This window comes from Micromonospora pallida (genome assembly GCF_900090325.1).
In the GTDB taxonomy this organism is placed as follows: domain Bacteria; phylum Actinomycetota; class Actinomycetes; order Mycobacteriales; family Micromonosporaceae; genus Micromonospora; species Micromonospora pallida.
Genome location: NZ_FMHW01000002.1, coordinates 3,218,289 through 3,232,081, shown reverse-complemented (window position 1 = coordinate 3,232,081; position 13,793 = coordinate 3,218,289). Strand labels below are relative to the sequence as shown.

Genomic DNA, 13,793 nt, shown 5'->3' with positions numbered 1-13,793 from the left:
GGACGGGTGGGGACGGCCGGACCGCCCCCACCCGTGCCGGGTCAGGACTCGTACGCGTCCTTCTGTGCGTTGTCCAGGTCGGTGAGCACCTGGTCGATGTTCTTGCTGCCGTTGGTCAACGCCACCATCGCCTTGAAGAACGCGTCGTTCATCGCGGTCGGCATGCTGTCCGAGGCGTCGAACACGAAGGTCTTGGCGTTGGCCAGGATGTCGGCGGACCGCTTGCTGACGTCGTCCGGGTAGCTGGCGGCGTTCTTGTTCGCCGACAGCGCCCCGCCGGCCTTCACCCAGATCTCCTGCGCCTCCGCCGTCACCAGGTACCTCATCAGCGACTTCGCGGCCGGGGTGTCCTTGAACATGCCGAACAGGTCGCCCGCGCCCTCGACCGCGCCCGCGTACTGCGGGTCGATGTCGGGGAACGGCAGGAAGTTGTAGTCCGTGCCCGCCTGGTGCGACTTGAACTGGCTGAACCCGGTGATGAAGCTCGCCTGGTGCAGGAACTGGCAGCCGGCCGGGCTGGCGAACAGCGGGTCACCCGCGTCACCGAAGTTGGTGGCCACAGCCGTCTTGCCGCCGCCGTAGCTGTTGGCGACCACCTCGTCGGCGTACATCTGGAAGGCCCTGCGGATGGCTGGGTCGGACCACTTGACCTTGCCCTCGTACCACCGGACGTAGACCTCCGGGCCCGCGGTGCGGAGCACCAGGTCCTCGATCCAGTCGGTGCCCGGCCAGCCGGACGCCGCGGCGGACTCCAGGCCCAGGCACCAGGTCGACTGCGCCTTGCCCTGGTTGGCCTTCGCCTGGGTCGTCAGATCCGCCCACGTCTTCGGCGGGTTCGCGCCGTAGTCGTGCACCTTCGGGTTGTACCAGATCAGCCCCTTGATGGCGGCCTTGATGAAGACACCGTGGACCTTGCCCTCGGCCTTGCCCAGCTCGACCAGCGCCGGCGCGGTGTCAGCCCGGTAGGTGTCCATGTCCAGCACGTCGTCGAGCGGCAGCAGCCGGCCCGCCTTGGCGTACTCGGCCATCTGGCCGGGGCCGGGCAGCCCGGCGAGGTCGGGCAGGACGCCGGAGGCCACGCCCGTGGTCAGGACCGTGTTGATGTCCCGGGTGCCGGTGTACTTGACCTTGGCGCCGGTCTGCTTCTCCCAGGGTTCGACCATCTTCAGGAAGGCGGCCTGCTCGTCGCCGCCCCACGTGCCGATCACGTTGACGGTCTTGCCCTTGAGGTCGGTGTCGTCCGAGGACGAGCCGTCCCCGGTGGAACAGCCGGTCGCCGCGAGGGCGAGGACGGCCACCGGGACCATCCGTCGCAGCCAAAGGTTCATGCGTACTCCTTCTCCTCGCTCGGTGCCTCGACTCCACGGTCCGCCGTACGCTCGGAGGACCTTGCCGCCCACGTCACGCATCTGGGTACGCCCGGTCACCGCGTGTTCCGTCACGGTCCAGCGTGCCGGCGTCTCCGCAGGCAGCCATGGGCACGGACGGCGGCGACGCCGCTCGCGGTGATCGTCAACCCTGAATGCCCGGCAGATTCAATCCAAGGTCATCTGGGTGCGCAAGGGAAACCCGAGCTCCATAGGGGACTGATGCCGGTTTGAGATCATGCCAAGCCCACACAAGGTGACAAACCAGGACGACCCGCAGGGCGGAATGCCGGCGGGGTTGAGGCACGACCGAGACTGCGGAAGCATCGGGCCGATCCGGGAGGAGCCCATGCCACAGCACGCCGACGACAATCTCGACCGACTGATGTCGCAGACGCTCGACGCTCTGCGTACCGCGCGCCTGCCGTGGTGGGAGTTCCTCCGCCGCCACACGCTGGACTGAGCGCCGTGCGTCCACGTGACGGGTGGCTACAACCGGTCACCTCGGTGACGTACCGCCGGGCCAGGACGGGCGGCGGGAGCCAGAGCGTCCACCTGCCGGTCGACCGGATCACGGTCGACCGGCTGCCCGCCGGCTGCCGTGCGGTGCTGGTGGCCGGCGACCTGCAGGGCATCGCCAGCCCACCCTCCGGCGGTGACCCGGTGCTGCTCGGGGTGGCCTTGGCCGACCATCTGACCGTGTGGGCGGAGGCCGGTCTGCTGCCGCCGCCGTCGGAGGTCGGCGTGCTGCTGGCGGGTGACCTCTATTCGGCACCGGACGCGGACCGCCGGGGCGCCTCCGGCGACGTCACCGATGTCTGGCTCGCCTTCGCCGTGGCCGAGTGCGCCTTCGTCGTCGGGGTGGCAGGCAACCACGACGAGGTGGACGCCGCCGAGGTGGCCGCCATGAGGCCCGGGATCCGGCTGCTGGACGGCGATCGGTTCGCCGCCGGCGGTGTGCTGTTCGGCGGTGTCGGTGGGGTGACCGGCGCGCCGGACCGTCCCGGGCGGCGTGGCGAGAGGGATTTCCTCGCCGAGATCGCCAAGCTGACCGGGACGCCGCCGGTGGACGTCCTCGTGCTGCACGAGGGTCCGTCCGGTGACGAGCCCGAACAGCTGGGGAACACTGCGGTCCGGCGCCTGCTGGAACGGCGCCCACCGGCGCTGACGGTCTGCGGCCACGTGCACTGGGACCACCCCGTGTCCCGGCTCGGAGCCGGTCGGACGGTGAACGTCGACGGACGCGTGCTGCTTCTCGTCGAGGACTCCTGAACCAGGTCCGGACCGGGCGGGGCGGAGCAGCGGGCACCGGTGCCCTCGGTGGTACCGGTACCCGCGACCGCCCGGCTGATCACTCCTCGGGTGGACCCCACAGGCTGGCGCGGCCGGTCACCGGGTCGCGCCACAGCTCGCTGCCGTCGTCGGCCACGAGGGGCCGGGGAAGGGCGAGATGTACTCCAGCCGTACCCCGTCGAGATCCTTCTTGTCGGTGAACCACAGGTGCACCCGGCCGTCCTCGGTCAGGGACTTGCCGTCCTCGCCGATGCCCTGTGCGGCAAGCTCCGCGATCCGGCCCGGCACGTCCTCGGTGCCGGGGAACCCGAAGTGGTGCACGCCGGCCTGCGCCGCGGAATGCGTGCCGTCACCGGTGAACTCCATCAGCTCGATCCGCGGGGGACCCTCCTGCGAGAAGGAGATCCGGGCGTCGTGGAAGTGCGGCTGCGGGTCACTGCTGTCGCAGTACCGCTGGGTGCGGTACCGGGCGATGGGGCTGAACGTGTAACCGGTCGCCGCCGTCCACCGCTCGATAGCTTCCTCGAGGTTGGGCACGAGAATTCCGATGTGCTCGATGAGCGGTGCGGCCATCGTGGAGTTCCTTTCCTGGTGGTGCACGGTCATACGCTGGTCAGGCAGTGGCGGATGGTGGGCAGCAGCGTGAGGAAGGCCGCGCCCGCACCGGCCATGGACGGGAACACGTTGGTGGTGAACCCGACCGCGACCCCGAACTCGTCGTCGGCGAAGGCCGCGGAGCCGCCGGCCGCCTCGTGCCCGTACGAGCGCGGTCCGAGGAACGGCAGTTGCGGAAACGCCAGCTGCACGCCGGAGCCGAAGTGGGTGTCGACCCCCAGCACCATGTCGGTTCCCCGGGACCGGCTGTCGCGCATCCGGTCCCGGCTGGCCGCGCTGATCAGCCGTACCCCGTCGACCGTGTCCAGAGTGGCGTACAGCAGCTTGGCCAGGTCTCTGGCACCCGCGACCCCGCTGGTCGACGGCCAGTCCGACCGGGCGACCTCGACCCGGTTGAACAGGTCCATCGTCTGGGCCAGTTGACCCGTACTGCCGGCGGGGATCGCGCTCTGGGCGAGGAACCGGGCCCGCCCGGGCGTGAGCATCGTGGGCTCGTGCCGGATGCGCTCCACCCGGCCGAGCTGCTCGGCCGGGGTGCCGATCCAGAGGTCCAGGCCCAGCTTCGGGGCGACACGCTCGGCGACGAACTCGCCCACGCTGCGGCCGACGGCCCGGCGGAACGCGCCGTTGAGCAGGGTGCCGAACGTGAAGGCGTGGTATCCGTGCCGGGTGCCGGGCTCCCAGTACGGTTCCTGCCGCTCGACGGCCTGCTCGTCCCGGCCCGCGAGCAGGTCCTCCAGGGTGAGTTTCTGGTCCACCGCGGCCAGGCCGGAACGGTGGGACAGCACCATGCGGCCGGTGACGGCGGCGGTCGCCGGACGGCGGAACGCCGGCCAGTAGTCCGCCAGTGGAGCGTCGAGGTCGATCAGGCCGTCGTCGTGGGCCATCGCGGCGGCGACGGCGGTGATCGCCTTGCTGATCGAGAACACCAGTTGCAGCGAGTCCGTCCGGTAGTCGCCGCCGACCAGGTCGACCACGGGCCGACCGTCCCGGTAGACGGCCAGGGCCGCGCCGCCCTGCCCCTGGGCGGCGACGACCCGGGCGAAGACGTCCGCCAGCGGTTCGAACGGCGGCCGGACGAACCCGGAGACGGGTACGACGGACGGCGCCGGTTGCGCGTACTGATTCATGCCTATCGGTAGATCGGGGCGAGGTGGGTGCGGAAGTACTCCAGGCCCTGCCGCAGCTCCCCGACTGGGTCGGGGGAGTTGTCGATCTCCTCGATCGCCCAGCCGCGCCACTCGTTGTCGCGCAGGATCTCCATCCACCGGGTCCAGTCGACCTTGCCGGACCCGAGCACCCGGAAGTAGGTCAGCATGGTGGCGTGGCGCTGCTTCTGGTCGCCCCGGAGCACGTGACCGGATAGGGGCTGCGCGCAGTCCTTCCAGTGCATGACGGGGATCCGGTCCAGGTGGCGGCGCAGCACCTCGACCGGGTCACCGCCGTCGAGACTGATGTGTCCGGCGTCCGGGCAGAGCAGCACCGTCTCCGGATCCGTCAGCTCCAGCACGGTCGCGATGTCCTCGTTACGGGAGCAGACCGAGTACGCGTCGGTGTGGATGGCGATCCGTACGCCGTGCCGGCCGACGATCGCACCGAGCCGGTTGACCTGCTCGGCGAAGCGCTCGTGCAGTTCCCGCGACACGGGCGCGGTGAAGTCCTCGGCGGTGGCGGTGTCGTCCGGGCTCTCGTTCTTGAAACGCGACCGGGCGATGTTGCCCATCGTGATGATGTCCGCGCCGAGTTCGGCGACGAACGCGGCGTGCTCGTCCATGTACCGGTCGGCGTGCGCCTCGCGGTCCGGATCGTCCAGGGCGTCGCCGATCAACTGCCGGCCGGGCGCGTAGCTGGAGCTCAGCACGAGACCCCGCTCGGCCAGCGCCCGCTTGACGCCGGCGGTGTCGCCGTACGCCTTCAGCGCGGTGGTCCAGCCGCCCGGCTCCGGTGCCAGCTCGACGCCCTCGAGCCCGGCGTCGCGGACGCCGTCGAGCATCCGGTCGAAGTAGTGCCGGGGGTCGCGGCCGACCGCCGCGATCCAGTCCGGGTACGGCAGTTCCTCGCCGAGCCCCCACCAGGCGGTGTCGAAGAAGGTGATGATGTCCGTGCCGAACCGGATGTTGGTCGTCTCGCCCATCACCGTTCCTCCCTCGTACGCGCGGGGACGTCCACCCACCGACCGGACTCGGCGGAGGTGTGGACGGCCTCCACGATCTGCTGGATACGGGCCGCGTCGGCGAAGTCGGGGCGGGCCCGCTCGCCCTTCACGATCGCCCTGATGAACTCCTGGAACTGGATCGCCGACACCTCGACGTAGCCGGTGCCGAGCCCGGCCAGCCGCCACCACCCGTTGGGGTGCTGGTTGTTGGTGTGGACCGTCCGGAAGCCCTGGTGGTCGGCGGCCTCGTCGACGTAGGACACCCGGAACTCCTCCCGGTTGTTCCAGTTGAACTCGACCGCGCCCTTGCTGGCGTCCAGCTCGAAGTGGAACCGGTTCTTGCGTCCGGAGGCGAAGGAGTTGACGGAGAAGCTGCCGATGGCTCCGTTGGCGAACTCGGCCAGCCAGACCGCTCCGTCGTCGATGAGGTCCTCGCCGAGCCGTTCCTGCTCGGTGGCCCAGCCGCCGTCACCGGGGGCCTTCGCCCGGACCCGGGCGGTCACCTGGGTGATGTCGCCGAAGAGCCACTCCGCCGCGTCGACGATGTGTGAGCCGATGTCGCCGACGGTGCCGGACCCACCGGTGCTCTTCTTCGCCCGCCAGCGGTTCGGGTCGGCGTTGAAGCTGCTCTCCTGGAGGTACGACGCGCGGAACTGTAGCGGCGCGCCGAGCCGTCCGCTGTCGAGCAACTGCTTGGTGAAGGAGATGGCCGGAGTGTGCCGGTAGTTGAAGCCGACCTGGGTCACCACGCCGGCCGCCCGCGCCTGCTGCGCCATCCGCAGCGCCTCGGCGGAGTGGTTGGTGATCGGCTTCTCACAGAACACGTGCTTGCCGGCTTCGATGGCCGCGAGCGCGATGGGCTCGTGCAGGTCCGGTGGGGTGCAGATGTCGACGATGTCGATGTCCGGCCGAGCGATCACCGCCCGCCAGTCGGTCTCGCTCGAATTCCAACCGAGCTGGGCGGCTCCGGTCGCCGCCAGCTCCGGCGTGGCGTCGACGAGCACCTCCCGGTGGAGGGTCACGCCCAGTTCCGCCGCGATGGGTGCCAGGGCGTACGCGAGACTGTGCGCCCTTCCCATGAAGCCGCCCCCGATGAGCGCGACTTTCAGCTCCGTCACCGTTCCATCTCCGCTCGTTCGTACTGTGATCCGCCGGGGTGCCGCCCGCCGTGCCGGCCGGGACGCCCGCTCAGCGGGCCGGTTCTGGCGGGGGTCAGCGACCGCCTCGCCTGGTCGTAGCCTCACGTATTCCGCCCCGCCGGTCTTGCGTCTGACGGACCGGTCGTTGCACGTGGCCGTCCACCGGCCGAAACGCCCTCGACCGGACAGCGCCCTCCGGCCGAGATGCCGTCGGCCAGCGCCGCTGTCCGGTCGAACGCCGTCACGCGGCGGCGCCGACCGGTCAGCCGGCCGGGTCGGTCGCCCGGTCGGGGTGCCGCGCGGCCTCGTCGAGAATCGACTTCAGGGCGGCCGGGTCGTGCGCGAAGCGACCGAGGAAGAGCCCGGACACCGCGCCGCCGAGGTGGGTCAACAGGCCGGGGCCCGCGCTGCCGCCGTAGATGACGCGGCTGCCCGCATACTCCGGCAGGGTGTGCAGGTGCTTCTGCAACACCGTGCAGACGGACCGGATGTGGTCGGTCGGGGCCGGCTGCGCCGCGCCGATCGCCCACACGGGCTCGTAGGCGACGATGATCCTGGGGCTCCGGCCCGGCCCGGCGTTGTCCGCGCTCCGGGCCAGCGACAGCAACCGGTCGAGCTGTTCGACGCAGGCGGCGGCGGCCTGCTCAGGCGAGGTGCGGGTGGACTCCCCGACGCAGATGACCGGGCAGAGCCCGGCGTCCAGCGCGGCCCGCGTCTTCGCCGCTACGACCTCGTCGGTCTCGCCGAAGAGGCGCCTACGCTCGGCGTGTCCCACCTCGACGTAGCGGCAGCCCATCTCGGCGAGGAAGGCGCCGCTCACCTCTCCGGTGAACGCCCCGCTCGCCGCCGAGGAGAGGTTCTGCGCGCCGGTGCCGACCCCGGTGCCGGCGAGGTCGGCGAGCACCGGGGCCAGCGCGGGGAACGACGGCAGGACGAACAGCTCCACCGCTCCCGACCGCACCGCCTGGTGGTGGCGCGCGAGGTCGGCGACCCGTCGGCACCAGTCGAGCGTCTGCTGGTAACCGAAGTACATCTTCAGGCTGACCCCGACACAGACACCGGGGGCGAGGTGGGCCGTCGCGTCGCCTACCGGCACGACGCCACCTCTTCCGGGGCCTGCCCGGCGCCTTCGTAGTCGCTGAGGATGCGTACCTTCTCGGCCGACGCCGAACTCTCGTCGAACCGGTACGACAGCCACTCCCGGGTCAGCCGACGGGCCAGTTCGAGGCCGACGACCCGCTGGCCGAACGTGAGCACCTGCGCGTTGTTGCTCAGGATCGCCCGTTCCACCGAGAAACTGTCGTGTGCGGTGACCGCCCGGATGCCGGGCACCTTGTTGGCCGCGATCGCTACCCCGAGGCCGGTGCCGCAGACCAGCAGTGCCCGGTCGGCCCGGCCCTCGGCGACCAGTCGGGCGGCGGCCACGGCCACGTGCGGGTACGCCGTCGCGCTGTTCGCGTCGACCCCCACGTCCTGGACCGACTCCACCAGGTCACTCGCCTGGAGATCGGACTTCAGGATCTCCTTGTAGTCGAATCCGGCGTCATCCGAGCCGACGACGATGCGGAGCTTCGCACTCACTTGCTACTTCTCTCTCTCGTACAGATGGGGGTCACGCCTGGTCGACCAGGGCGGTGTGCACCGCCGCGACGACGAGGGCCAGGGAGACGGCACCGGCGTCGGGCGTACCGAGGCTCTTCTCGGCGTGCGGGCGGGCGCGGCCCTTCCTCGGCAGCAGGGAGGCGGTGTCGTCCGCCGCCGCCTGCGCGACAGCCGTCGCGCGTTGCCAGGCGTCGCCGAGGGGCAGACCGTCGTCGACCGCGTGCCGCAACGCCGTGCTGAACGGCAGGAGCGCGTCGACCATGGTCTTGTCGCCCAGCTCGGCCTTGCCGTACCGGACGATGGCCTGCGCAGCCTGCTGCACGGCGGTGGCGACGTCGGTTCCGCTCGGCGCGGAGGCGTCGTTGAAGGTCTCCGCCATGGCCCGCAGCGCCGCGCCCCAGAGCGCGCCCGACGTGCCACCCGCCCGGTCCGCCCAGGCGTCGGCGGCCCGGGTGAGAACGGTACGGACGCCGGCCCCCTGCTCGCCGGCCTCCTCGGCGGCCAGCGACGCGGCACCGGCTCCGCGCTGCATCCCGATGCCGTGGTCGCCGTCCCCGGCGACCGCGTCGATCCGGCCCAGTTCGTCGGCGTGCCGGTCGATCGTCGTCCGGACGGCGCGCAGTACGGCGCACACCAGCTGGCCGGCCCGCTGCGAGTCGGCGGTGGCGGCGGGGATCACCGGACCGGCCGCCGCATCCGGATCCGTGCCGGCGGGTCCGTCCGGGCCCTCGCCGATGGCGCCGTCCGGATCCACCTCGACGAGTCCGTCCGGCTCCTCGCCGGTCGCGGCGGCACCGGCGGTCGGCCCGTCGCCGGGGTGGGCGTACCCGATCGGCCCCTTCCGGTAGGCCGGGGTGTCGGCCGGGGCACGCCAGAATCGTTCGAGTTCGTCGTCCAGCCAGGTGAGGGTCAGCGAGACGCCGGCCATGTCGAAGCTGGTGACGAACTCGCCGACGTCCGGTTCGACCACGTCGACACCGGCGGCGGTGAGCAGCTGTGCCACCCGCCGGTACACCACGAACAGTTCCTCGTACTTGACCGAGCCCAGCCCGTTGAGGATCACGGCGACCCGACTGCCGGCGATCTCCCCGACGCCGTCGGGCACCTCGTCGAGGAGGGCGGTGACGAGGAGTTCCGCGAGCTGGTCCGCGGTCGGGACGTCCTGTTCGTTGATGCCGGGTTCGCCGTGGATGCCCATGCCGACCGCCATCCGGCCCTCGGGCACGGTGAACAGCGGCGTGTCCGCGCCGGGCAGCGTGCAGCCGGTGAACGCGACCCCGAACGAGCGGGTCTGGTGGTTGGCATGGCCGGCCACCCGGGCGACCTCGTCGAGGGAGTACCCGGCTTCGGCGGCCGCCGCGGCGGCCTTGAACACCACCAGGTCACCGGCGATGCCGCGCCGCTGGTCGCGTTGGTCGGCGGTGGCGCTGGAGATGTCGTCGGTGACCAGGACGGTTCGGCACGGGATGCCCTCGGCGATCAGCCGCTCCTGCGCCTGGTCGAAGTGCAGCACGTCGCCGGCGTAGTTGCCGTACGTCAGCAGCACCCCGGCCCCGGTGTTCGCCTGTTTGGCGACGCTGTATACCTGCTGGGCCGACGGCGACGCGAAGAGGTTGCCCATCGCGGCACCGTGCGCGAGGCCGGGGCCGACCAGGCCACCGAAGGCTGGGTAGTGGCCGGAGCCGCCACCGACGACCACCGCGACGGTGGCCGTGCGCGGACGTCGTCTGCGGACGACTCCGCCGGCGACCGGGCGCACCCATCGTCCGCTCGCGGCGGCGAACCCCTCGATCATCTCGTCGGCGAACGCGGACGGATCGTTGTACAGGCGGGTCATGGTCTACGCGATCTCCGCCTGGGCGTACCGGAACTCGGTACGGTGGCGGGCGGGTTCGCCCTGGCCCTGCGCGAGCCGGTAGGCGCGCGGCGAGATTCCGTACGACGACTTGAACAGCCGGCTGAAGTGGGCGGCGTCGTACAGGCCCCACTTCGCGCCGATGCTGCTGATCGAGAGATCCTCCGACGCGCGGTCGGTGAGGTCCATGCGGCAGTGTTCCAGGCGCCGCAGTCTGATCCATCCGCTGATGGTGAGTCCCTCGCTTTCGAAGAGGCGGTGCAGGGTCCGGGTGGAGACGTTCTGGGCCGTCGCGACCCGGTCCGGGGTCAGATCCACGTCGCCCAGGTTCCGCTCGATGTACTCCTTGGCCCGCTCCATGGTTCGGGCTCGAACGGAACCGAGCGCGGTGGGCCCGCCGTCGGCGCACATCAGCGCGATGAGACCGACCAGGTAGTACGCGAAGCGGCCGGGGTTGGCCGGGTGGTAGTCGTCCAGCTGGGCGGCGAGGCCGTCGAGCAGGTGCGCCACCAGGCTCGCCGTGCCGCTCTCGGTCGACCAGTGGCGTCCCTCGGCGTCGTCGAGCGCCTGCCGGTAGGGGCCGATCGCCTCCTGCGGGACCCGGATGACCAGCAGTTCCATGTCCGCACTGGCGCGGATCTCCAGCCGCCCGTGGTTACGCGCGACGCAGAGGTCGCCCTGCGCCAGATCGATGCGCCGGTCGGCCAGGTCCACGGAGGTGGACCCCGACCGGGCGTAGAGCGCCACGTACGGCCAAGCCGTCGCGTCGGCCCGCGCCGGCACCGGAAGGACCCAGTGCCCAGGGAGGACCTTCGCCACCTGGAGGCGGTCGTACACCCGGTGGACCAGGTGGCGCTCCGGGCGGCTGTCCGCCGTCGGGGAGGCGCCGGGCTGGGCCGCTGGGAACGGGTACCTGGTTGCCTGAGTCGCCGTCGAGCCGGTGGAGCCTGGCGTGGATCCGCGAACAGACTGTGAACCGGTGGTGGCGGCCGATTGAGGTTGCACTTTCTACCTCCTTCAAGACCTACCGGGGAAGTTACACGTGTAATCTCGCGAGGTCTACACGTGTAACCTGCCTGCAACCAGGAACTTTGCTCCGCGCTGCGGCTCTGCGGCGGAGACTCCCGCAGTCGAGATCAACCACTACCGTCAGCATTCGTGACCACACTTACGGCCACCGATGGGCTGGCGACTCATGGCCGGCGGCGGTGGAATGGGCGGCGGGTCGTGTGGCTGAGGCGCCAGGAACGTGGGGAGCGGGCTCTCCGGGCGGCGGTGGGGGAGGGCGCGGGTGTCGGGCTATGCGGAGTCGCGGACGATGAGCCGGAGCAGTTCCCGCTGCTTGGGCTCCGCGACACGGTCGTCCAACGTGTCGAGCACCGACTGCACGATCTGGTCGGCGAAGGCGTCCGCGTTGATCTCGACGGTGGTGATGCCGATCCGGGCGAGCGGTATGTTGTCGACTCCGATGACGGCCAGGTCCGTTCCGGCCCGCAGTCCACGGGCGGTCAGACCGGACGAGAGCATGAGGGCGATGTCGTCGTTGTGCGCACACACCCCGGTGATCGCCTCCGGCGCGGCGGCCCAGGCGTCCAGGGCGGCGAACACCGTGTCGCCGTCGTTCAGGTCCACTTCCTGGAGCACCGGCTCCGGGATGCCCAGCCGGGCACAGGCGCGCCGGGCTCCGGCCAACCGTTCGGCGGCGATGAGTTCGACGCTGGGGTTCGCCGGGAAGGCGTAGCCGATCCGGCGGTGGCCCCGCGAGTGCAGGTACTCGACCTGCATCTCGCCCGCGCGCTCGTGCGGGAACAGGCCCTGAACACCGACGAGCTTGGCCCGGGAGTCCTGGATGGAGGACATCTCCGGGACCGAGAGGCCACCCATCGACACCACCAGCGCCGGGGCGACCATCGGCCACAGCTCCGACAACGGGCGCACCTGTTCGGAGTACCGGTGTATCAACAACACGAAGCCGCGTCGCGCCAGGGCCACGTCCAGCACCTCGAGCACCCGGTCGTGGATGTAGCCGTACGTGAGGTCCCGGACCAGCGCCAGGACGATGTCGCTGCGGCCCAGCCGCAGCGACCTGGCCGGCGCGTACGGGATGTGGCCGAGCCGTTGCGCGGTGGCCAGGACGAGCTGCCGGGTGCTCTCCGAGACCGACTTGTTGGCCACATTGTTCAGTACGTAGCTGACCGTGGCCCGGGACACTCCGGAGGCCCGTGCGACGTCCGCGCTCGTCACCCGGCGCCCCGGCCGCGGTCCGGGGAGGCTCGCGTCGCCAGCCATCTCCTCGTCCTTTCGATGGTCGGGTCCCGCCACCATGTCCACTTCCACCAAGCGTCCGGCAGCACCATGGTTCTATCAGGCCGTCGCGGGTTACCGAGACTTCGACAGCCGCTGTCGCGCAGGCCACCGGATGCCGGAGGCCTGCGCGACAACGGGGGTGACTACTGGCGCTTGTACTCCGCGTCCATTGCCGCGAGCACGTCGGCGGACGAGCCCTCACCCGCGAGCATGGCCTGGATCGCCGCGTACATGGCCTGCTCGACCCGGGCGTTGGGCCAGTTCTGGTTCAGGAACGGCACCGTCTTGCCGGCCTCGAGATACTCAGTGATGACCGCACGGTTCTCGTCGCTGGCCGCCTCCCCCGTCGAGATCGACGGAACGGCCCCCATCAACGCGTCGTTGTAGATCTTCATGACCTTCGGCGACGCCAGGTAGTCGACGAACTCGAGCGCGAGCTTCTTGTTCTTGGCCTTGGCGTTCACCGCCGCGCCACCGGCGCTGGAGGCGGCCAGCAGCAGGTTGTTGGGGTCGTTGCCGCCGGTGAGGGGCGTGAAGACGAACTTGGCGTTCGGCGCGGCCTTGTGCAGGGCGCCCAACTGGTAGGCGATCGTGAACATACCGACGGACTTGCCCGACGCCACCAGCTGGATCTGCTGGTCGGTCGTGGTGCCGGTGGCGTTCTCGCCGAAGCAGCCCGCCTTCGCCATCTCCTCGTACTTCCGCATCGACTGCTGCCAGCCCTCGTTCTTCGCGAACGAGGTCTGCCCGCTCTTCAGCTTCTCGTCGAAGTCGCGGTCGGCGCCGTAGACCAGCGAGGGAACCAGCGAGTACAGCGGGTTCTGCGTGTTGTTCAGCGCCGCCGCGCCCAACGCGTACGCGGACTTGCCGGCAGCCTTCACGGCCTTGCAGAAGGGAATGACCTCGTCCCAGACCTTCGGCGCGGTCGCGCCCGTCTCCTTGAGGGCGGCCTCGTTGTAGAACGGGCCGAACGCGGTCACCGTGGGCGCCATCAGGTAGGTCTTGCCGTCGACCTCGGTGAGGGGCTTCAGCGACGCCGGGTACTTCTGCACCCAGTCGTGGTCGGAGAGGTCCTCGAGGAAGCCGCCCGGCGCGATCTGGCGGATCGCGCCCGGGTTGCCGTCACCCGGCCAGACGAAGACCACGTCCGCGGCGGTGCCGGCGCTGATCTGGGTACGCAGTGTCGCCTGGTACTGCTCCACGTCGGCGGTCGTCACGACCACCTCACGGTCAGGGAAGTCCTTCTTGTACTGCTCGACCACCGCGTCGATGCCGAGCTTCTCCGAGCCCTTCCAGGCGATGGTCAGCTTGTCGCTGGACTGACTGGAGGAGCCGGCGTCGGTGCTGCACCCGGTCAACATCAGCGCCACCGCACCGACTGCCGCGATGCCACTTGTGAGCCGTCGAGACACGTCTCTCACCTCGATGCCTTTCGTAACTGGACGCCTGCGCGGAGCCCG

At 70.6% G+C, this 13,793-nt stretch carries 12 protein-coding genes; 1 reads left to right on the top strand and 11 read right to left on the bottom strand.

From position 1 onward, the window contains the following. Positions 1-41 precede the first annotated feature (41 nt). Entirely contained in the window at positions 42-1,328 is a 1,287-nt protein-coding gene (locus GA0074692_RS12900) for an ABC transporter substrate-binding protein (protein ID WP_176738436.1), read from the bottom strand. A gap of 507 nt (positions 1,329-1,835) precedes the next feature. Between GA0074692_RS12900 and GA0074692_RS12895 the strand changes: the two genes are divergently transcribed. Beyond that, positions 1,836-2,639 carry a metallophosphoesterase family protein gene (locus GA0074692_RS12895; RefSeq protein WP_091644022.1) on the top strand — a complete coding sequence of 268 codons (804 nt, stop codon included), beginning with the start codon at positions 1,836-1,838 and terminating at the stop codon, positions 2,637-2,639. Between the two features lie 117 nt (positions 2,640-2,756). On the opposite strand, the gene GA0074692_RS12890 is transcribed toward GA0074692_RS12895, so the two are convergent. From GA0074692_RS12890 to GA0074692_RS12845, 10 genes are all read right to left on the bottom strand, one after another. Beyond that, positions 2,757-3,233, bottom strand: coding sequence for a VOC family protein (locus GA0074692_RS12890; protein ID WP_176738435.1), 477 nt, complete (start codon positions 3,231-3,233; stop codon positions 2,757-2,759). A 29-nt stretch (positions 3,234-3,262) separates the two neighbouring features. Next, positions 3,263-4,405, bottom strand: coding sequence for a serine hydrolase domain-containing protein (locus tag GA0074692_RS12885; RefSeq protein ID WP_091644015.1), 1,143 nt, complete (start codon positions 4,403-4,405; stop codon positions 3,263-3,265). Positions 4,406-4,407: 2 nt separating this feature from the next. Then, on the bottom strand, positions 4,408-5,409 hold the full coding sequence (locus tag GA0074692_RS12880) for a sugar phosphate isomerase/epimerase family protein (protein WP_091644010.1): 1,002 nt from the start codon (positions 5,407-5,409) through the stop codon (positions 4,408-4,410). Further along, positions 5,409-6,548, bottom strand: coding sequence for a Gfo/Idh/MocA family protein (locus tag GA0074692_RS12875; protein WP_091644006.1), 1,140 nt, complete (start codon positions 6,546-6,548; stop codon positions 5,409-5,411). Before GA0074692_RS12875 ends, GA0074692_RS12880 begins: the two co-directional genes overlap by 1 nt. A 283-nt stretch (positions 6,549-6,831) precedes the next feature. Next, complete coding sequence (locus tag GA0074692_RS12870; protein WP_218106646.1) at positions 6,832-7,665, bottom strand: triose-phosphate isomerase family protein; 834 nt, start codon at positions 7,663-7,665, stop codon at positions 6,832-6,834. Continuing rightward, positions 7,656-8,150 carry a ribose-5-phosphate isomerase gene (locus GA0074692_RS12865; protein ID WP_091644001.1) on the bottom strand — a complete coding sequence of 165 codons (495 nt, stop codon included), beginning with the start codon at positions 8,148-8,150 and terminating at the stop codon, positions 7,656-7,658. Before GA0074692_RS12865 ends, GA0074692_RS12870 begins: the two co-directional genes overlap by 10 nt. A gap of 31 nt (positions 8,151-8,181) precedes the next feature. Next, complete coding sequence (locus tag GA0074692_RS12860) at positions 8,182-10,008, bottom strand: dihydroxyacetone kinase family protein (RefSeq protein ID WP_091643997.1); 1,827 nt, start codon at positions 10,006-10,008, stop codon at positions 8,182-8,184. Positions 10,009-10,011: 3 nt separating this feature from the next. Then, entirely contained in the window at positions 10,012-10,863 is an 852-nt protein-coding gene (locus GA0074692_RS12855) for a helix-turn-helix domain-containing protein (protein ID WP_176738434.1), read from the bottom strand. 462 nt (positions 10,864-11,325) lie between these two features. Then, positions 11,326-12,315 carry a LacI family DNA-binding transcriptional regulator gene (locus GA0074692_RS12850; RefSeq protein WP_176738433.1) on the bottom strand — a complete coding sequence of 330 codons (990 nt, stop codon included), beginning with the start codon at positions 12,313-12,315 and terminating at the stop codon, positions 11,326-11,328. Between the two features lie 161 nt (positions 12,316-12,476). Next, a complete protein-coding gene (locus tag GA0074692_RS12845) occupies positions 12,477-13,745 on the bottom strand; it encodes an ABC transporter substrate-binding protein (protein WP_141725262.1) in 1,269 nt (422 codons plus the stop codon). Positions 13,746-13,793: the final 48 nt, after the last annotated feature.

Bases quoted from the DNA above. Each gene is read 5' to 3' on its own strand.
- GA0074692_RS12900 (WP_176738436.1), bottom strand. From the start codon at position 1,328: ATGAACCTTTGGCTGCGACGGATGGTCCCGGTGGCCGTCCTCGCCCTC.
- GA0074692_RS12890 (WP_176738435.1), bottom strand. From the start codon at position 3,233: ATGGCCGCACCGCTCATCGAGCACATCGGAATTCTCGTGCCCAACCTC.
- GA0074692_RS12885 (WP_091644015.1), bottom strand. From the start codon at position 4,405: ATGAATCAGTACGCGCAACCGGCGCCGTCCGTCGTACCCGTCTCCGGG.
- GA0074692_RS12880 (WP_091644010.1), bottom strand. From the start codon at position 5,409: ATGGGCGAGACGACCAACATCCGGTTCGGCACGGACATCATCACCTTC.
- GA0074692_RS12860 (WP_091643997.1), bottom strand. From the start codon at position 10,008: ATGACCCGCCTGTACAACGATCCGTCCGCGTTCGCCGACGAGATGATC.
- GA0074692_RS12850 (WP_176738433.1), bottom strand. From the start codon at position 12,315: ATGGCTGGCGACGCGAGCCTCCCCGGACCGCGGCCGGGGCGCCGGGTG.